The 18,416-nt window shown below is 70.3% G+C and carries 21 protein-coding genes; 8 read left to right on the top strand and 13 right to left on the bottom strand.

The window, feature by feature from the left end; translation table 11 throughout:
* The gene (locus AB5J73_RS13355; protein ID WP_370970036.1) at positions 1 to 978 is read right to left on the bottom strand and encodes a spore coat protein; all 978 of its coding nucleotides are present in this window, start codon (positions 976 to 978) and stop codon (positions 1 to 3) included.
* Complete coding sequence (locus tag AB5J73_RS13350) at positions 975 to 1,721, bottom strand: cytidylyltransferase domain-containing protein (RefSeq protein ID WP_370970035.1); 747 nt, start codon at positions 1,719 to 1,721, stop codon at positions 975 to 977. Before AB5J73_RS13350 ends, AB5J73_RS13355 begins: the two co-directional genes overlap by 4 nt.
* A gap of 40 nt (positions 1,722 to 1,761) precedes the next feature.
* On the opposite strand from AB5J73_RS13350, the gene pseB reads away from it, so the two are divergent.
* Positions 1,762 to 2,745, top strand: a complete 984-nt coding sequence (pseB, locus tag AB5J73_RS13345) for a UDP-N-acetylglucosamine 4,6-dehydratase (inverting) (protein WP_370970034.1) — start codon at positions 1,762 to 1,764, stop codon at positions 2,743 to 2,745.
* Positions 2,738 to 3,868 (top strand): UDP-4-amino-4,6-dideoxy-N-acetyl-beta-L-altrosamine transaminase, encoded by a 1,131-nt coding sequence (pseC, locus tag AB5J73_RS13340; RefSeq protein WP_370970033.1) that lies wholly within the window; start codon positions 2,738 to 2,740, stop codon positions 3,866 to 3,868. Before pseB ends, pseC begins: the two co-directional genes overlap by 8 nt.
* Here pseC and pseI read toward each other — a convergent pair.
* The 4 genes from pseI to AB5J73_RS13320 are packed head-to-tail and all read right to left on the bottom strand — an operon-like array spanning position 3,865 to position 6,490.
* Entirely contained in the window at positions 3,865 to 4,914 is a 1,050-nt protein-coding gene (gene pseI, locus AB5J73_RS13335) for a pseudaminic acid synthase (RefSeq protein WP_370970032.1), read from the bottom strand. The two genes, pseC and pseI, sit on opposite strands and share 4 nt — an antisense overlap.
* A gap of 27 nt (positions 4,915 to 4,941) precedes the next feature.
* Complete coding sequence (locus AB5J73_RS13330) at positions 4,942 to 5,394, bottom strand: N-acetyltransferase family protein (RefSeq protein ID WP_370970031.1); 453 nt, start codon at positions 5,392 to 5,394, stop codon at positions 4,942 to 4,944.
* A 1-nt stretch (position 5,395) separates the two neighbouring features.
* Positions 5,396 to 5,830, bottom strand: a complete 435-nt coding sequence (locus AB5J73_RS13325) for a hypothetical protein (RefSeq protein ID WP_370970030.1) — start codon at positions 5,828 to 5,830, stop codon at positions 5,396 to 5,398.
* 33 nt (positions 5,831 to 5,863) lie between these two features.
* Positions 5,864 to 6,490: a hypothetical protein gene (locus AB5J73_RS13320; RefSeq protein ID WP_370973133.1), complete on the bottom strand. Its 627-nt coding sequence runs from the start codon at positions 6,488 to 6,490 to the stop codon at positions 5,864 to 5,866.
* Positions 6,491 to 6,634: 144 nt separating this feature from the next.
* Between AB5J73_RS13320 and AB5J73_RS13315 the strand changes: the two genes are divergently transcribed.
* From AB5J73_RS13315 to AB5J73_RS13305, 3 genes are read left to right on the top strand one after another with little or no spacing between them, the layout of a single operon-like run.
* Positions 6,635 to 7,585: an ABC transporter permease gene (locus tag AB5J73_RS13315; RefSeq protein WP_370970029.1), complete on the top strand. Its 951-nt coding sequence runs from the start codon at positions 6,635 to 6,637 to the stop codon at positions 7,583 to 7,585.
* Positions 7,586 to 7,588: 3 nt separating this feature from the next.
* Positions 7,589 to 8,404 carry an ABC transporter ATP-binding protein gene (locus AB5J73_RS13310; protein ID WP_370970028.1) on the top strand — a complete coding sequence of 272 codons (816 nt, stop codon included), beginning with the start codon at positions 7,589 to 7,591 and terminating at the stop codon, positions 8,402 to 8,404.
* Positions 8,404 to 9,312, top strand: a complete 909-nt coding sequence (locus AB5J73_RS13305; RefSeq protein ID WP_370970027.1) for a glycosyltransferase — start codon at positions 8,404 to 8,406, stop codon at positions 9,310 to 9,312. Before AB5J73_RS13310 ends, AB5J73_RS13305 begins: the two co-directional genes overlap by 1 nt.
* Positions 9,313 to 9,363: 51 nt before the next feature.
* On the opposite strand, the gene AB5J73_RS13300 is transcribed toward AB5J73_RS13305, so the two are convergent.
* The 4 genes from AB5J73_RS13300 to AB5J73_RS13285 form a co-directional block, all read right to left on the bottom strand.
* Positions 9,364 to 10,836 (bottom strand): hypothetical protein, encoded by a 1,473-nt coding sequence (locus AB5J73_RS13300; RefSeq protein WP_370970026.1) that lies wholly within the window; start codon positions 10,834 to 10,836, stop codon positions 9,364 to 9,366.
* A gap of 11 nt (positions 10,837 to 10,847) precedes the next feature.
* Positions 10,848 to 11,417, bottom strand: a complete 570-nt coding sequence (locus AB5J73_RS13295; RefSeq protein WP_370970025.1) for a DUF3558 domain-containing protein — start codon at positions 11,415 to 11,417, stop codon at positions 10,848 to 10,850.
* 6 nt (positions 11,418 to 11,423) lie between these two features.
* Positions 11,424 to 11,870, bottom strand: coding sequence for a hypothetical protein (locus tag AB5J73_RS13290; RefSeq protein ID WP_370970024.1), 447 nt, complete (start codon positions 11,868 to 11,870; stop codon positions 11,424 to 11,426).
* A 129-nt stretch (positions 11,871 to 11,999) separates the two neighbouring features.
* Complete coding sequence (locus AB5J73_RS13285) at positions 12,000 to 12,764, bottom strand: ESX secretion-associated protein EspG (protein WP_370970023.1); 765 nt, start codon at positions 12,762 to 12,764, stop codon at positions 12,000 to 12,002.
* 114 nt (positions 12,765 to 12,878) lie between these two features.
* Here AB5J73_RS13285 and AB5J73_RS13280 point away from each other — a divergent pair, with 114 nt between their 5' ends.
* A complete protein-coding gene (locus AB5J73_RS13280) occupies positions 12,879 to 13,124 on the top strand; it encodes a hypothetical protein (RefSeq protein WP_370970022.1) in 246 nt (81 codons plus the stop codon).
* Between the two features lie 46 nt (positions 13,125 to 13,170).
* On the opposite strand, the gene AB5J73_RS13275 is transcribed toward AB5J73_RS13280, so the two are convergent.
* Complete coding sequence (locus AB5J73_RS13275; protein WP_370970021.1) at positions 13,171 to 15,090, bottom strand: glycosyltransferase; 1,920 nt, start codon at positions 15,088 to 15,090, stop codon at positions 13,171 to 13,173.
* An 8-nt stretch (positions 15,091 to 15,098) separates the two neighbouring features.
* Positions 15,099 to 15,569 (bottom strand): GtrA family protein, encoded by a 471-nt coding sequence (locus AB5J73_RS13270; protein ID WP_370970020.1) that lies wholly within the window; start codon positions 15,567 to 15,569, stop codon positions 15,099 to 15,101.
* Between the two features lie 125 nt (positions 15,570 to 15,694).
* Between AB5J73_RS13270 and AB5J73_RS13265 the strand changes: the two genes are divergently transcribed.
* Together AB5J73_RS13265 and AB5J73_RS13260 are read left to right on the top strand one after the other, a co-directional pair.
* On the top strand, positions 15,695 to 17,068 hold the full coding sequence (locus tag AB5J73_RS13265) for an FAD-binding protein (protein WP_370970019.1): 1,374 nt from the start codon (positions 15,695 to 15,697) through the stop codon (positions 17,066 to 17,068).
* On the top strand, positions 17,065 to 17,820 hold the full coding sequence (locus tag AB5J73_RS13260) for a decaprenylphospho-beta-D-erythro-pentofuranosid-2-ulose 2-reductase (protein WP_370970018.1): 756 nt from the start codon (positions 17,065 to 17,067) through the stop codon (positions 17,818 to 17,820). The genes AB5J73_RS13265 and AB5J73_RS13260 overlap by 4 nt, the downstream gene beginning before the upstream one ends.
* Positions 17,821 to 17,825: 5 nt before the next feature.
* Here the strand turns inward: AB5J73_RS13260 and AB5J73_RS13255 are convergent, their stop codons facing one another.
* Positions 17,826 to 18,407: a hypothetical protein gene (locus tag AB5J73_RS13255; RefSeq protein ID WP_370970017.1), complete on the bottom strand. Its 582-nt coding sequence runs from the start codon at positions 18,405 to 18,407 to the stop codon at positions 17,826 to 17,828.
* Positions 18,408 to 18,416 lie beyond the last annotated feature (9 nt).

Raw genomic sequence — 18,416 nt, 5'->3', positions numbered from 1 at the left:
TCAACGATAAGAAGCATCGCGGACAGATCCGGTCCTCGATGCCAGCGAATCCAGGACCCGGTCGACGCCGAGGCCGTCCACTGTGGACGACGCCGTGGCCGACAGCGACCGGCGGAGCCCGGCGTCGGTCAGCAGCGAACGCAGCACCGCCGTCACCGCCGGCAGCCGATCCGCCAAGGACTCCGCGGGGCCGAGCCCGGCCGCCAGGCCCAGCCCGAGCGCCGCCCGGTAGCCCGGCTCCTGGTTGTCGACCAGCCGGACCGCCGCCGTCGGGACGCCGAGGCAGCACAGCTCCACGAACGTCACCCCGGACGCGCTCACGGCGACGTCGGTCGTCGCCAGGACGTCGAGCAGCGCCGGGCTCGGCGGGGTCACGCGGATCGACTGCCCGGGGAGCAAAGCGGGCACCGAAGGCTCCCCGCGCACCAAGGCGTCCGCCACGAACGGCTGCTCGGTGTCCCGAAGCGCGCGCAGCAGCAACCCGACCGTCGCCGACCACTCGGCGCCGCCGCCCAGGACCACGGTGACGTGCGGCGGCGGGCCGGACGGCGCCCGGCGCGTTCCCCGCACGACGTCCCTGAGCGGCGCGTACTCGATGCCGCGCAGCAGCACGTCCGAGCCGTCGTCCGGCCGGGGAGCGGGCGCGAAGCTCGAGTCCACGACGATGTCCGCGGGACGGCGCCCGAACACGTCGTCCTCGATCGACACCAGCACGGCGCCGGCCGCGTTGACCTCGCCGCGCACGTCGCCGAGGCCGTAGTGGTCGACCACGACCGCGTCGAACCCCGCCGCGTCGAACGGCACCCGCTCGACCCCCAGCTCGTCGAAGCGCGAAGCGAGCCACTCGGCGTTGTCCACCCGGCCCGAGAACGCGACCCGCCAGCCGCGCGCCACCGCCCGCTCGGCGTAGGCGACCATCCGCGCGATGTGGCCGGCGCCGATCGACGCCGACGCGTCCGCGCGCAGCAGCAGCCTCACCGGCCGACCTTCTTCTGCTCGACGTGCGCGTTCAGCGCCACCAGGTCCGGCCGCGCGCGCAGCAGCGCGACCACGGCCCGCCAGTCGCCGACGCCGTCGCCCAGCTCGGCCACCAGCGCGGACAGCAGCTCCCAGTCCTCGGCGGTGTCCAGCGTCACGCGCAGGTCGTCGGCGGCCGGGCTCACCACCACCCCGGCGCACGAATAGCGCGTCGGCTGCGAGTAGATGCCCGAAGTCACGTGCTCGCGGTGCACGCCGACGGCGGAAGAAACCTGCTCGAGGAGCACGTCGGCGCGCACCAGCTCGGCGTCGAAGCCGCGCGGCAGCGTCCGGACGAGGGTGGTGCTGACGTAGTCGAGCGCCGGCTGGGCGCGCCACAGCGCCGCGAGCTGGCCGATCAGCGACGGGTCCAGCAGCGGGCAGTCCGCGGTGAGCCTGATCACGGCGTCCGCGGGGTGCTCCCGCAGCGCGACGGCGAACCGTTCGAGGACGTCGTCGAGCGGACCCCGGACCACGGCGGCACCGCAGCGAGCGGCTTCCAGGGCGACGTCGTCGTCGGAGGCGTTCGAGGAGGTCGCGACCACCACCTGGTCGACGCCGGGAGCGGCCGCGGCGGCCCGGACGACCCAGCCCAGCACGCTGCGGCCGGCGAGCGGGCGCAGCACCTTGCCGGGCAGCCTGGTCGAGCTCGACCGGGCCTGGATGACGGCGTTGACACCGGGCGCTCCACGCATGGGTGACATGATGGCCGACGGCAACCCACCCCAAACGCGGAGGTCAACGATGTCCGAGCTGGATGGCTCCAGCATCCTGCTCACCGGCGGGACCGGTTCCTTCGGCAAGGCGTTCATCGCGCACGCGCTCGCCGAACTGAACCCGAGCCGGCTGGTCGTGCTCTCCCGCGACGAGCTGAAGCAGTACGAAACGCGCCAGCTGTTCGGCGACGACCCGCGGCTGCGCTGGTTCATCGGCGACATCCGCGACCGGCGCCGGCTCGAGCGCGCCATGCACGGCGTCGACTACGTCGTGCACGCCGCCGCGCTCAAGCAGGTGGACACCGGTGAGTACAACCCGTTCGAATTCGTCCAGACCAACGTCATGGGCTCGCAGAACGTGATCGAGGCCGCGATCGACACCGGCGTCAAGAAGGTCGTCGCGCTGTCGACCGACAAGGCGTCCAGCCCGATCAACCTCTACGGCGCCACCAAGCTGTGCGCCGACCGGATGTTCATCAGCGGCAACCACTACGCGGCCGCGCACGTGACGCGCTTCTCGGTGGTCCGCTACGGCAACGTCATGGGCTCGCGCGGCAGCGTCATCCCGTTCTTCCGCAAGCTGGCCGAGCAGGGCGAGTCGCTGCCGATCACGCACAAGGAGATGACCCGCTTCTGGATCACGCTCCCCCAGGCCGTGCGGTTCGTCGTCGACTCCTTCGACCAGATGCACGGCGGCGAGCTGTACGTGCCGCGGATCCCGAGCATGCGGCTGGTCGACCTGGCCCAGGCGATCGCGCCGGGCAGCGAGATGCACGAGGTCGGCATCCGGCCGGGCGAGAAGCTGCACGAGGAGATGATCGCCCCCGACGACGCGCGACGGACGGTCAAGCTCGAGGACCGCTACGTCGTCCAGCCGCACCTCGCGGGCTGGGGCTACCAGGAGCCCGAGGGCGGGACGCCGATGCCGGAGGGCTTCGCCTACCGCTCGGACACGAACGACCTGTGGCTGAACCCCGAAGAGCTGCGAGACCTGGTCGAACAGCATGGCTGAGTTCCTCCCGTACGGCCGCCAGTCGATCAGCGAAGAGGACATCCAGGCCGTCGTCGACGTCCTGCGGGGTGATTGGCTGACCACCGGGCCCGCGGTCCAGCAGTTCGAGGCCGACCTCGCGGCCCACACCGGCGGGACGCCCGCGGTCGCCGTGACGTCGGGGACCGCCGCCCTGCACGTCGCTTACGCGGCCGCGGGGATCAAGCCGGGTGACGAGGTCGTCACCAGCCCGATGACCTTCGTGGCGACGGCCGCCACCGCGGCGCTGTTCGGCGCGAAAGTGGTCTTCGCCGACGTCGAAGCGGACACCGGCAACCTCGACGTCGAGGCGGCGAAAGCGGCGATCACCGACCGCACGAAGGTCGTCGCCGCCGTCGACTACGCCGGCCACCCGGCCGAGCTGGACGCGCTCGCCGCGGCGGCCCACGACTCGGGCGCGCTGCTCCTGGAAGACGCCGCGCACTCGGTCGGCGGGTCCTGGCAGGGGCGTCCGGTGGGCTCGATCGCCGACCTGACGACGTTCTCGTTCTTCCCGACCAAGAACCTCACGACGGCCGAAGGCGGCGCCGTCGTCACGACCGACGCGGCTTTGCTGGACCGGGCGCGGAAGTTCCGCAACCACGGCCTGGTCCGCGACCGCGCCGAGCAGCGCTACCCGGACGAGGGCGGCTGGCACCAGGAGGTGCACGAGTTCGGGCTGAACTACCGCCTGCCGGACGTCCTCTGCGCCCTGGGCAGCAGCCAGCTCACCCGGCTCGCGGAGTTCAAGAAGCGCCGCGCCGAGATCCACGCGCGGTACTCCGCGGCGCTGGCCGACGTCGACGGCGTGGCGACCCCGCCGAGCCGCCCGGGCGCCGACCCGGTGTGGCACCTCTACCCGCTGCGGGTCCTCGAAGGCCGCCGGAAGGCGCTGTTCGAGCACCTGCGCGGGGCCGGCATCGGCGTCCAGGTCAACTACATCCCGGCGTACTGGCACCCGGTCTTCGAGGACCTGGGCTACCGCCGCGGCCTGTGCCCGAACGCCGAGGCGTACTACGAGCAGGAGCTGTCGCTGCCGCTGTTCCCGGCGCTGACGGACGCCGACGTCGACCGCGTCGTCGACGCCGTGCGCGCGTTCTTCTAGAGCAGGTCCCAGGTCAGGGGCGTGCCCTTCGCGGCGTCGACGCGGAAGGTGCGCCCCACGACCTTGGTGATCTCGGCCGGGGCCAGGCCGCCCGCGGGCCGGATCGACCGGACGTTCGCCGCGGTGACCTCGTCCCCGGCCTTCACGTCTTCCACGACGTAGAGGGACCGGCGCAGCCGCAGCCCCTCCTTCTCGCTCTCCCGCGGGCCCAGCACCGGCTCGCCGAGGGCCTCCCACGCGCGGTGCGTCTCGGCGACCAGCGCGGCCAGCTCGGCGGGCTCCAGCGAGAACTCCGAGTCGACGCCGCCGTCCGCGCGGGCCAGGGTGACGTGCTTCTCGATGGCGACCGCGCCCAGCGCGACGGCCGCGACCGGCGCGCCGATGCCCGGCGTGTGGTCGGACAGGCCCACCAGCGTCTGCGTCAGGCCGGCCAGCAGCGGCAGGCCGCGCAGGTTGCTCTCGCGGGGCGAAGCCGGGTAGCTCGCCGTGCAACCGAGCACGATCAGCTGGTCGTTGCCCGCCTCGCGCGCGGTGCGCACGGCCGCGTCGATCTCCGCGACGTTCGCCATGCCGGTGGAGATGACCAGCGGCTTCCCGGTGCGCGCGCAGAGCTCGATCAGCGGCAGGTCGACGATCTCCGACGACGCGATCTTGTACGCCGGCGCGTCCAGGGACTCCAGCAGCTCGACGGCGGTCGGGTCGAACGGGCTGGAGAAGATTTCCAGGCCGCGAGCGCGGGCCCGTTCGAAGAGCGGCGCGTGCCACTCCCACGGGGTGTGGGCCTTTTCGTACAGTTTGTACAGGTTTTCGCCGCCCCACAGCGAATGCGAGTCGCCGATCCGGAACGCCGGGGTGTCGACGTCGATGGTGATCGTGTCCGGGCGGTAAGTCTGCAGCTTGACCGCCTGCGCGCCGGTTTCCGCGATGACGTCGATGATCTGCAGCGCCCGGTCGAGGTCGCCGTTGTGGTTGCCGGACATCTCGGCGATGACGAACGGCGCGTGGCCCGGACCGATCAGGTGCGCGCCGAACCGGATGTCGTGCATGGTGCCTCCCCCGGGGTGGACTGCGGGTCAGCTCAGAGTCTTGCGCAGCTGCCGGAAGCCGCTGACGGCAGGCGCGGCTTCGGCGTACCCGGCGCGCTCGAAGAGCTTCGCCGAAGCGGCGTTGTCCTGGTGCACCGCCGCCAGCACGACCCGGGCGCCGAGGCGCTCCCGCGCGGCCCGCTCCCCCTCGGCGAGCACCGCGCCGGACAGGCCGCGGCCGCGGCTCTCGGGGGCGAGCGTGATGCTGACCTCCCAGCCGTCGCCGTCGCGCCGGTCGAACCGGACGGTGCCGACCGGCGCCCCTTCGCGCTCGACGACGAGCAGCAGCCGCTCCGGGTCGGCCAGCACCCCGCGCAACCACGCGAGGTGCTCGTCGAGGGCCACCACGGCCGTCGAGCGCGACGACCGGCGCGTCCGCGGGTCGTTGCGCCAGCCCAGCAGCAGCTCGGCGTCCGCTTCGGTGGCTTCCCGGGCGTGCAAGCTACTGGGCGACGGGCTCTTCGACCCGGTCCTCGAGGCGGCGCAGCCGGTCCTCGTAGCGGGAGATGCCCGCCAGCCGGACCCGGATCTGCGCGTGCTGGCGCTGGATCTCCTCGATCAGCGTGCGGGCCTCGGCGATCTCCGCCGAATCGGCCTTCGGGACCAGCGACATCGACTCGCGCAGCGTCTCCAGGCGGCCTTCCTGCGCGGCCACGTGCGGGATCAGCCGGTCGAGCTCGGCACGCGTCCAGCGCAGGTCGCCGCGGGCCTGCTCGAGGCTGTGCTCGGCGTTGTCCAGCCGGCGCCGGTGGTCGGCGGTCGCGTGCTCGAGGTTGTTGACGCGCTCGGCGAGCCCGCGGGTGCGGTCGTCGACGCGGAAGTCGATGAGCCGGGCGATCCGGTCGACGAAGCCTCTGCCCAGTTTCTGCACTGCCATGGGTGGGTCCTTACGTGGGGTGGGGACGCGCGTTCAGCGCAGGAGGGTGGTGTCGCCGGTCTTGGTCCAGGAGTCCAGCAGCCGCCCTTCGGCGGCGATCTGGTGTTCCGGGCCGACGATGCAGGAGTCGCCGGCGGCGTGCTCCCACGAGGTCTGGTCGGGGTTGTCGATGAACGAGAACCCGGTGAGCACGAGCTGCGCGGTCGGGAACGACGTCCGCGCGATCCAGGCCGCCAGCGTGCCGGTGGTCGACCACGTCGGCTCGTCGCGCGTGGGCAGGCCCAGTGCGTCCGACAGCGGCAGCACGACCTCGCGGTTCGACACCGGGACCGCGCCGAGGTCGGCGGGCCACCAGCCCGGCACGTCCTCCGGCTCCCAGTGCATCCGGCCCGGCTCGACCAGCAGGTAGAGCCGCTTGCGGTAGTCCTGGAAGACGTACGGGGTGGCCCGGATCGCCCGGTTGAACACCACGACGTGCGTCCGGGAGCCGACGATCTCCTCGCCGGGCTTGTCGACGACGAAGCCGTTGACCCGGATGACCAGGTCACAGGCGTCGATCGCCTTCGCGCGCTGGGGGTCGGGCGGGAGCGGCTGGTTGCCGACGACGGCCACCGAACGCGGTTCGGGCCGGTCGGCGTACGCCGCGAGCAGGTTGACCATCAGGCTCGCCGCGCCGAGAGCAGCAGTCATAAGCCGAGAAAGTACCAGCACAAAGGTCACCGGCCCCCGCGTATCGGTCACTCGGCTCTACCACAGCGGCGGGGTGGCCCGGACGCCGCTCATCCCATCGGTACCCTCGTCCACGTGCATGCCACCAGCACGGTTCAGGCCGCGAACTCACCCGTAGCGACGCCGGCACCGCCGACGTCGGACAGCAAGACGTTCGCGCGCGCCTTCGCCGACATCAAGGCCGGTTTCCGCGCCCGCGAGCTGTGGGGTCACCTCGGCTGGCAGGACATCAAGCAGCGCTACCGCCGCTCGGTGATCGGGCCCTTCTGGATCACGATCAGCCAGGCGGTCCTCGCCCTCGGGCTCGGGCTGCTGTACTCGCAGCTGTTCAAGCTCCCCGTCGAGGTGTTCCTGCCCTACATCTCCACCGGCTTCATCATCTGGGGCTTCATCAGCGGCTGCCTGTCCGAAGGCATGGAGACGTTCATCGCCAACGAGGGGCTGATCAAGCAGCTCCCGGCGCCGCTGAGCGTGTACATGCTGCGCACGGTGTGGCGGCAGACGCTGATGCTGGCCCACAACATGATCGTCTACGTGGCCGTGCTGGCGATCTTCTTCGGCGCGCTCAACAAGCAGTACTCGCTGCTGGGCGACGGCCTGTGCATCCCCGACCACATCTGCCACCCGGGCCTCAGCTGGAACATCCTGCTGGCCATCCCGGGCTTCTTCCTGCTCGCACTGAACGCCGGCTGGGTGACGCTGCTGTTCGGCATCATCTCGACCCGCTTCCGCGACATCCCGCAGGTCGTCAACTCGCTGATCCAGCTGCTGTTCTACGGCACGCCGATCGTCTGGCCGGTGGACCAGCTGATGAGCGGCGGTGCGCGAGAGGGCGTCTCGTGGATCCTGCCGATCGTGAAGGCGAACCCGCTCTACCACTTCATGCAGGTGGTCCGCGCGCCACTGCTGGGCCAGGAGTTCTCCGTGGAGAACTGGATCGTGGTCGGCTCCATCACCGTCGTCGGTTGGGCTCTCGCGCTGGTCGCGATGCGCAACTACCGTGCCCGCGTCTCCTATTGGGTGTGACACATGGTTTCCATTGACGTCCACAACGCGTTCGTCGACTTCCCGATCTTCGACGCGAAGACGCGGTCGATGAAGAAGAAGGTCCTCGGCAAGGTCGGCGGCAAGATCGGCACCGAAACCAAGGTCCCGATCATCGAAGCGCTGCACGACGTGACCCTCAACCTGCGCGAAGGCGACCGCGTCGGTCTGGTCGGGCACAACGGTGCCGGCAAGTCCACGCTGCTGCGCCTGCTCGCCGGCATCTACGAGCCGACCCGGGGCTCGTCGCGGATCAACGGCAAGATCGCGCCGGTGTTCGACCTCGGGATCGGCATGGACCCGGAGATTTCGGGCGTCGAGAACATCATCATCCGCGGCCTCTTCCTCGGCATGACGGCCAAGGAGATGGAGAAGCGGGTCGACGACATCGCGGAGTTCACCGAGCTCGGCGACTACCTCCAGATGCCGCTGCGGACGTACTCGACCGGGATGCGCGTGCGGCTGGCGCTGGGCGTCGTCACGTCGATCGACCCCGAGATCCTGATCCTCGACGAGGGCATCGGCGCGGTCGACGCGGCGTTCCTGAACAAGGCCCGCGACCGGCTCAAGGACCTGGTGAAGCGCTCCGGGATCCTGGTCTTCGCCAGCCACTCCGACGAGTTCCTGTTCGAGCTCTGCGACTCGGCCATCTGGATGGACGAGGGTCACCTCAAGCAACAGGGTTCCCTGCGGGACGTCCTCACGTCGTACAAGGGGCGCGACCCCTTCGAGAACATGAGCCAGGAAACCTTGGAGCGCTTCGGCATCGAACCGGTGGCGACGACGAACGGCGGCGAATGATGGCCAGCGAGACCCGGCAGCTGCCCGACGGCGCGGTCGTCGGCGTGGTCGTCACGCGGCACCGGCGCGAGCTGCTGGCGGACTCGCTGAAGGTCATCGCGGCCCAGACGCGGCCGGTCGACCACCTCGTGGTGGTGGACAACGGGCCGGACGACTCGGCTCGCGAAGTCGTCGAGAACTACCCGCTGCCGAGCACGTACCTGCCGTCGCACCGCAACCTCGGTGGCGCCGGCGGGTTCGCGCTGGGCATGCTGCACGCGCTGTCGCTGGGCGCGGACTGGGTCTGGCTGGCCGACGACGACGGGCGCCCGGCCGACGAGAACGTGCTCGCGATCCTGCTGGCGGAAGCGGAAAAGCGGGACCTGGCGGAGATTTCGCCGGTGGTGTCCAACATCGACGCCCCGGACAAGCTCGCGTTCCCGCTGCGCCGCGGCCTGACCTGGAAGCGGTCGCAGTCCGAGCTGGGCGTCGACTTCCTGCCCGGCATCGCGTCCCTGATGAACGGCGCACTCTTCCGGGCGTCCACTTTGGACGTCGTCGGCGTGCCGGACCTGCGCCTGTTCTTCCGCGGCGACGAGGTCGAGCTGCACCGGCGGCTGGTCCGCTCGGGGCTGCCGTTCGGGACGTCGCTGAAGACCAAGTACCTGCACCCGGACGGCTCGGACGAGTTCAAGCCGATGCTGGGCGGCAAGTTCCACGCGCAGGACCCGGAAAACGAGGTCAAGCGCTACTACACGTACCGCAACCGCGGTTACCTGCTGTCGCAGCCGGGGATGCGGAAGATCGGCGCGCTGGAGATCGTCCGGTTCGGACTGTACTTCGTGGGCGTGAAGCGGGACCCGAAGGCGTTCCTGCAGTGGCTGAAGCTGGTCCGGCAGGGCCGCGCGGAGAAGTTCTACCGCTACTGAGCTTTCGACGAAAAAGGGCCCCCTTTCGCGGGGGCCCTTTTTCGTGCGGTCCTATTCGCCGATGACCGGCGGCGCGGTGCGCAGGTCGGTGCCGAAGACCTCGTCGGGGTCACCCTCGACCAGGTAGGTCGGGCGCGAGTGCTCGGTGTCCTCGTCACCCTCGCCCTTCTGGCCGCGGCCCATGGCCCCGCCGCCCATCCCGCCACGACCGGCCGCGCCACCGGCGCCGAGCCCGCCCATCCCCCGTCCGGCGGCCGCCTCGGCCGCACCGATGCCACCGGGCCGGGCCGCACCGGACGCGGCACCCGCGCCGGTCGCGTTGCCCGCACCGGAACCCCCGGGCCCGAAGCCGCCGGCCCCGCGGCCGCCGCCCCCGCCGACCTTGGAGTTGTAGGCCTCGTCGCCGCCGAAGTTCATCCCGCCCATCGGCATCGGGCTCATCGGCATGCCCCCGAACTGCTGGTTCGGGTTCGGCGTGGACCCACCGGGGATCGACCCCGGGGTGAAGCTCGACGGCGTGGTCGTACCGGCGGGGATGAGCCCTGCCCCGGTGGTCGAGCCGGGTCCGGAGAACTGCGGCGTCCCGGTGGTGCCGGGGATGTTGCCGGTGGTGAAGTTGTTGTTGCCACCCGGCGTGTTCACCGAGTGCCCGCCCGGCGTGTTCACGCCCGACGGCGTGTTGATGCCGTTCTTGTCCCCGGTGCCGTTGGGATCGTCACTACCCCCACCGGTGCTGAAACTCGGCGGCGGCGCGAAGGCGGGCTGCTTCGACGCGGCCTCGTAGAGGTTCTTGTCGTAGGTCGCCATGACCCCGGCGGCCTGGTCGTGCGCCGCCTGGCTGTCCTTCTGCTTCTGGATGGACTTGTCGACGTTGTCCGCCAGGTTGAAGGGGTTCGAGGTCGCCCAGGAGGTGAACTCGTCCTTCCAGCTGAACGGAATCGGCGCCGGCATGGAGTTCTTGGCCGTGGACGCGGCCTGGCCCTGGTCGTAGATGGTCTCCGAGGCGAGCTTCGCGTTCTGGGAGTTCGCGTCGGACCACTTGCCGAGGCTGGTGAAGTACTGCTGCGCGTTTTCCGCCGCGGTGCCTTCCCAGGTGCCCTTGGAGGCGTTTACGGCAGTGTTCATCGACTGGGCGAACTTGTCGAAGACCTGGTGGACCTGGTGGTAAGCGGTCGAAACCTCCGAGACCTGATCCACGTTCAGGTTGCTTTCGAGGAACGCCTGGAGCTGGGTGTGGTCGTTGCCCTTGTAGTCGGCGTTGGGCGCGTTCAGGCCCTGGACGTACTCGACGTCGCGCCCCTGGGTGGCGGCCTCGACGTTCTTGTCCCCCATCTGCTGGGACTGGTCCTTCGCCCGCGCCTGGGCCATCCACTGCTGAACGGGCCCGAACAGCCAGCTGCTCGGGTCGACACCCTCTTCCGCCTTCTGCTGCAGGTAGGCGTCGCGTTCGGCAGGAGCCATGTCCTGCACTTCTTGGGGAGTCTTGTCCGCGGTCTTCGGCGGCGGTCCCTGTCGCGTGCTCATCTGAACTCCCCTTACGCCTTGGGCAGTTTCGGCTCGACGGCCTTGGTGGCCACTTCTTCGGCCAGCTGGCAGGCCTTCTCGACGGTGTCCACGGCGGTCACGTTGACGTCGACCCGGGCCTTGTCCCCGACACCGAGCGCGACCGTGCACCCGAGGGGCGACTGGCTCGACGCTTGTTTCGCCTTGCGGCCGTTGATCTCCAGGTCCTTGATGCCCCCGCCGGTGTCGACGACCGAGTCGAGCGGGGCGTCGTCGCGGATGGCGACGCCGATGATGAGGCCTTCTTCGCTCGCGTCGGTGCGCTGCTTCTGGTACGAGCAGACACGGGCGCCACCGAGCTTCTTGTCCTCGGCGTCCTTGAAGGTGCCGTAGGCGGTCACGTCGGCGGCGGTCAGCAGCGTGCAGGGCTCCAGCGACGTCGTCGTGGCAACGCCCGGATCCGCCGAACTCGACTCCCCGGTGGACGGCGCGGACGACGCCGAGCCGGCGGGTGAGGGCGTCCCGTTCCGAGTGTCCGTACACCCGGCCAGCAGCAGGGCACCCGCGGCGACGGGCAGGACGGCGCGTACGAGGAGTTTCATCATTCCCTAGGACTTGGGCTTCAGGCCGCCGAGCGCGGCGTTCTCGGATTCGTTGTAGAGACCCGCGGCGCGCTCGAGCGCTTCATTGGCCTGCCGGGCCACCTGCTTGAGCTGGTCGAGCACGACGGTCGCGGACCCCTCGGCCTGCGCCGCGCCCTTCTGGTCGTGCGCCGCGATGGTGTGGCCGTACGGGTGGTTGCCCAGCTGCGGTGACTGGTTGAGGATGTAGGTCGTCTCGGTCAGGCCATCCAGGTCGTCGACCAGTGCGAGCAGCGCCGTCGTGAGCGGCTTGACGCCCTCCGGGGTGATCTTGAAACCACCGCTCTTTGCCGCGTCGACCAGCTTCTGGGTCTCCGCCGTCACGCTCTGCACCGCGGCGCTCATAGCGCCCGACGAGAACGGGTTGACGATGTCCGCGAAGGAGCCGCCGCCCCCGCCGTCAGCCATCTGCATCGCAGTCCACCCCGAATTCGCTTCGCCCGTGCGTGTGCACCCGGAAGTCTACTAGCCGGGCACCCAGCGCAACCGCGGTTCACCGATCTTCACCTCGGACGCAGCCGCGGCCCGTCCGGTTCCCGAAGGTCAGAACTGCCCTTCGAGCTGGGCGTACAGCTGCTGGGCCAGGCGGGCGTTGTCGGCCGGGGCGTAGGTGAGCCAGCGCTGGCCGTCCGCGGCCGTCCTCGACGACATCAGCCAGCGGCCGGCCGGGGTGTCGAACCAGGCCAGCGGTGGGTACGTGCCGCCGCGGGTCTGGGCCGTGAACTGGCCGACGCGCTTCTTCGGTTCCTGGAAGACGCGCTCGATCATGCGGACCTGGGGACCGCCGCCGCCGCTCTGGCCGCGGGGGGCGCTGACGCCGGCGAACGGGTCGTACGCCTCGTCGCGGCGCTGGGTGCGGGGCTGCTGGACCGGGCGGGAAATGGTCACCGATTGGCCGGGGGCGGCCGGGGTGAGCGGGAGGAGGTCGACGATCGCCGGGACGATGCCGGTCGGGCGGACCTCCTCGAAGACGATGAGGTTCTCCTCCTGCTTGGCGAGCACCGCGAACTGACCGTCGGAGGCGACGCGGGCGAACAGCTGGCGGTCGCCGAGCTCGGCGGCCGCGGTGATGGTCACGCTGCCGCGGACGAACGTGGCCAGCGCCAGCTCGGCGTCCGCGTCGAGGCGGCCGCGGCTCCACAGCCCGCGGCCGGACAGGTCGCGGACGACGGCGTCGCGGATCATCGCGCGCTGCTCGACGGTCGTGCCGACGTGCGGCACTTCGAACGGCGTCGGCGCGCGGCCCAGACCGAGCTGTTCGAGCAGGATGTCCACCGCTGCCAGCGACAGCGAGAACGAGTGCGGCATCGCTTCCATCCCCCCGCGGGTTCTTCCGATCTCGGGGAACGGTACCGCCACCGGGTGCTCCGCCCTCAGCGAACCCGCTTGCCGCCCGAAGATCGCCGCTGGTCCGATGGACGCATGGCCGATCCGAAACCCGCACTCGTGCTGCACCTCGCCACCGGCGGGGAACCGCTGCTGTTCGCCCTGACGACCGATGAATCCGGGAAGCTGGCCGGCAAGCTCGCCCAGCTCGTGAAGACCGGCGCCGTCGAGACGGTGACCACCAAGGACCACGCCGAAGTCGCGATCAACTTCGCCCACGTGGCCGCCGCGTACGTCGACGACCTGACCCGGAAGAGCACGGTGTTCGGCATGCACGGCTGAGGCCGCCTCACGACGAAAGCGTGAGACGGCCTCAGCGAACCCGTGGTCAGAGCTTGTACAGGCGCTTCCAGTTCTCGCGCGAGGTCAGCTCGGGCATGGCGCGCTTGTACTGCTCCTGCACCGCCGCGCCTTCCTTGCGGAGCCGCTGGACGACCTTCGCGCCGCGCTTGGCCAGGTCGAACATCTTGACCTTGTCGTAGGAGCGGACGCGGACGCCTTCCTGGTTCGCGTCCGTCACGACCGCCGTGTCGAACAGGGCGATGTGCCACCAGTTCGCCTCGTCGATCGGGACCGCGCCGAGGCCGAAGCGGCTGCGGCCGAGGACCCGGTCGAGCACGCGCTTGATCAGCACCAGGCGCTGCATGCTGGGCCGCGGCGCGCTGTTGATGATGCCGATGTCGTTGGACGCGATGCCCGGGACGTCGGTCGCCTTGTGGCGCTTGGTCTCCGGGTACTGGTCGCGGATCCGGCGGATCTCCTGCATCGCCTCGACGCCGCCGTCACGCAGGACCTCCGGGCCCTCGAGGAAGTCCTCGACGGCCTTGATCAGCGTCGCCGACAGGCCGTACTGCATGCCGAGCAGGTAGCGCACCAGCTGCGCGAGCAGCACCCGCGAAAGCAGGTTCAGGTTGAACGGAGAGTGCAGCGCGGCGGTGATGATCGAGTTGCGCAGGTTGAAGTACCGGTGCCACTCGTCCCAGTCCTTCATGTGGAAGTCCGCGTGCCACACGCCCGCACCCGGCAGGGTGACGGTCGGGAAGCCGTGCGCGCGGGCCCGGTAGGAGTACTCGGCGTCGTCCCACTGGAAGAAGAACGGCAGCGGGTAGCCGGTCGCCTGGACGACCTCGTAGGGGATCAGGCACGACCACCAGCCGTTGTAACCGGCGTCGAGGCGGCGCTCCTGGCGGTTCGGCTTCAGCGTCTCCTCGTCCACGCCGAGCAGGTCCGCCGTCGACAGCGAGTGCTCGACCGGCTGGCCGGGCTCGAGCGTGTTGAGCCGGGCGTACTCGGCGCCGACGTGCAGCTGGTTCGGGTGGAACAGGTTCAGCATCTGGCCGCCGACGATGATCGGGTTGGCGGCGCGGTTCGAGAACGCCGTCATCCGGATCACCAGGTCCGGCTCGAGCAGGACGTCGTCGTCCATGAACAGGACGTTCGCGTGCTCGGTCGCGGTGTGCCCGGCGACCTCGAAGAGGCCGCGGGTGAAGCCGCCGGCACCGCCGAGGTTCGGCTGCTTGATGTAGTGCAGCTTGTCCGCGAGGTCCTTCGCGACCTGCTCGAAGCCGTCGCGGGACTCGACGAGGTCGGTGCCCTGGTCGGCGACGTAGATGGCGTCCAGGGTGTCCAGCGAGGAGACGTCCGCGGCGAGGGCCTGGAGGTTCTTCAGGCAATCGTCGGCACGGTTCATCGTGCAGATGGTCACCGCGGTCGGGCGGATCTTCTCCGGCGCCTCGACCGTCCAGCGGACCTGCTCGACGCGCAGCGTCTGGCCGCCCTCGGTCTCGAGGTCGAGCCAGAGCGCGCCGCCGTCGTAGAACTTGTCCAGCTTGCCGGTCAGCGCGACCTTCAGCTGCTTGGCGTCGGCGACCTGCTCGGCGGCCACCACGCGCGGCTCGCCTTCGACGTCGGACGCGCCCATGGACAGCAGGCCGGTGCCGGTCACGACGGCCTCGACCGAGACCTCGGACACGGTCGTCCAGCGCTGCCAGTAGCTGGCCGGGAACCGGCCGAAGTACGTGTTGCCCGACACCTTGGAGGCGGGCTCGAGGGAGATGACCGCACGTTCCCGCACGGCCGAGCCCCATTCGAGCTCGGCGTACAGGTCCTTGCTGACGATCGGCGCCGGGCCGGCGTAGAGCCCGCGCTGCGCCGTCAGGCGACCCTGCGGAGTGTGCTCGGTGAACCGCGTCTCGGCGGCCGCGCCGGCTTGGGTGGTCGGCGCCGGGGTGGCTGTTTTACCGGGCATTGAGTTCCTCAGTTCTCCTCAGTCGACGGCTCGCGGAAGACGACCCACTTGAGCATCACGAAATTGATCACCGTGGCCGTGGCCTGCGACACGGCCCAGCACAGTGTGTGCTGCCACGCCGATTCCGGCAGAACCTGCAGCATCAGCTGGTTCACCCCGACCGCGACGAAGAACGTCACGGTGTAGAGCAGGACGAACGAGCCGATCTGCGCCTTGCCGTCGCGGCGCCCACCGGAGAAGGTGAACTTCCGGTTCAGGAAGAACGCCGTGGTCGTGCCCACGATGAAAGAGATAGCGCGGGCGACGTCGACCCACGGTGAAGTGGCCATCCCGGCCACCTGGGTCAGCAAGGTGTACGTGCCCAGGTCGACCAGGGCGCAGAAGCCGCCGATCAGGGCGAAGCGAATCAGCTGCCCGAGCAGTCCGATGGAGGACGGCTGAGCAGCTGCGATGTCGGCTTGCGGATCGGTCGCCACCACTGCATTACCTCGTTGCCTGAGTCATGGTCACCCGCGCGGGCGCTTGTGCCTTGATGCGCAAAGTGTAGAAGCGGGCACTTCAGGGTCACGTTCCGGGCGTCGTTCGGCGTGGCTACCCTGGTCGGGTGACCCAATCCCCCGAGACACAGCGTCGCACGCTCACCGGCTGGGGACGCACCGCTCCGACCGTCGCCGACGTCCTGGCCACGCCGGACGTCGAGACCATCGCCCGTGCCGTGCGCCAGGCCGGCGAGCGCGGCGTCATCGCGCGTGGCCTCGGCCGGTCCTACGGCGACCCGGCGCAGAACGCGGGCGGGCTGGTCGTCGACATGACCGCGCTCGACCGGATCCACTCGATCGACCCCGACTCGGGCCTGGTCGACCTGGACGCCGGCGTCAGCCTCGACAAGCTGATGCGCGAGGCGCTGCCGCACGGCCTGTGGGTCCCGGTGCTCCCGGGCACCCGGCAGGTGACCATCGGCGGCGCGATCGCCAACGACATCCACGGCAAGAACCACCACAGCGCGGGCAGCTTCGGCAACCACGTCGTGTCGATGGACCTGCTGACCGCGGACGGCCAGGTGCGCACGCTCACCCCGGAGGGCCCCGAGTCGGAGCTGTTCTGGGCGACCGTCGCGGGCATCGGCCTGACCGGCATCATCGTGCGCGCCACGATCCGGATGAAGAAGACCGAGACGGCGTACTTCATCGTGGACGCCGACCGCACGGCGAACCTGGACGAGACGCTCGGCCTGTTCACCGACGGCTCGGACCTCACCTACGACTACTCGATGTCGGTGCCGGACCTGATCTCGTCCGACCACCGCCTCGGCCGGGCGACGTTCTCGCGCGGCTCGCTCGCGAAGGTCGACCAGCTGCCGCCGAAGCTGCGGGCCGAGCCGCTGAAGTTCGACGCGCCGCAGCTGGCGACCCTGCCGGACGTCTTCCCGAACGGCCTGGGCAACAAGCTCACGTTCGGGCTGATCAACGAGCTGTGGCAGAAGACCGTGCCCAAGAAGGGCGCGCGCGGCAAGATCCAGAACCTGACGCAGTTCTACCACCCGCTGGACATGCTGAGCGAGTGGAACCGCGCCTACGGTTCCAAGGGCTTCCTGCAGTACCAGTTCTCGGTGCCGTTCGGCGCGGAGGACCAGCTGAAGGCCCTCTGCCGCCGGATCGCCACGTCGGGCCACTACTCGTTCCTCAACGTGTTCAAGCGCATGGGCGACGCCAACCCGGCACCCCTGTCGTGGCCGTCGCCGGGCTGGATGCTCAGCGTCGACTTCCCGATCAAGGACGGCCTGAGCCGGTTCTGCCTGGAACTGGACGACGCCGTGCTCGCCGCGGGTGGCCGGCTGTACACCGCGAAGGACTCCCGGACGTCGGCGGAGACGTTCGCGAAGATGTACCCGCGGCTCGAAGAATGGCGCAAGATCCGCGCCTCCGTTGACCCCGAAGGCGTTTTCGCCTCTGACATGAGCCGGAGGCTCGAACTGTGATCGACGCGGTGGGCAACCCCCAATCCCTGCTCCTGCTCGGCGGCACGTCCGACATCGCGCTGGCGATCGCCGAGAAGTACCTGGCCGAGAAGCCCCTGCGGGTGGTGCTGGCCGCGCGCCCGTCGCCCCGGCTGGACGCGGCCGCGCAGCGCCTGAAGGACCGCGGCGCCGAGGTGTCCACGGTGGACTTCGACGCCAAGGACACGGCGTCGCACCCGGGCGTGCTGGACAAGGCGTTCGAGGGCGGCGACATCGACGTGGCGGTCGTGGCGTTCGGCCTGCTCGGCGACCCGGAAGAGGTCTGGCAGGACCACGCGAAGGCCGTCGAGCTGGCGACCGTGAACTACACGGCCGCGGTGTCGGTCGGCGTCGCGCTGTCCGAGAAGCTCAAGGCGCAGGGCCACGGCACGGTGATCGCGCTGTCGTCGGTGGCGGGCGAGCGCGTCCGCCGGTCCAACTTCGTCTACGGCTCCACGAAGGCCGGTTTCGACGGGTTCTACCTCGGCCTGGGCGAGGCTCTGGCGCCGTCCGGCGTGCAGGTGACGGTCGTCCGGCCGGGCCACGTCAAGACCAAGATGACCGAGGGCCTGAAGGACGCTCCCCTGGCGCAGACGGCCGAGCAGGTGGCGGAGACCGCCGTCGCGGCCGCGCGGGCGGGCAAGGACCTCGTGTGGGCGCCGGCGCAGTTCCGCCTGGTGATGTCGGCGCTGCGGCACGTGCCGCGGCCGATCTTCCGCAAGCTCCCGATCTGACGCCGTCAGGCGGTTTCGTCGAAGGCCCGGACCGCGAAGGCCGGGTCTTCGACGAACAGCTTCAGCACGCGGACCTGTTCCGTGCCGCCGAGCGGGCGGGTCGCGGTGACCGGCCGGTGCAGCCGGACGACGATGTTGGTCTCCATGTTCTGCGGCATGACCAGCTCCTCGTCACCCCAGACGAGGGTCCTCGCGCTCGCGTGGTTCTCCGTGCGCCGGGTGAAGCTCTCGATGTCCGCGCGCGGCAGCCGCAGGTCGAACTGCGCGAAGGCCCGCAGGCGCAGCTCGTCGGGTGACACCACGTGCGGCCGGGTGGTCCCCGCCGCCAGGGTGCCGAGCAGCCACGCCGCGGTGTAGACCTCCGCCAGCAGCAGGAGCGCGTCCCCGACCGGGCCGAAGTCGACGAGCAGGAACGCTCCGGTCTCGACGAGCGAAACGACGAGGAACACCACGATCATCGGGCGTTGCGGACCGGCGTACGGGAGCGCCACCCCACCGTCCGGGACGTCTTTGCGCCCGCACAGCAGCAACCCGATGCTCGAGAAGAGGACGGCCTCGTGCCGCACCGCCCGCCGGAATGCCCCCATCACCGGCCA

This window comes from Amycolatopsis sp. cg9, assembly GCF_041346945.1.
In the GTDB taxonomy this organism is placed as follows: domain Bacteria; phylum Actinomycetota; class Actinomycetes; order Mycobacteriales; family Pseudonocardiaceae; genus Amycolatopsis.
The sequence above is the reverse complement of the archived record's forward strand: the minus strand, read 5'-3'. Positions and strand labels throughout refer to the sequence as shown.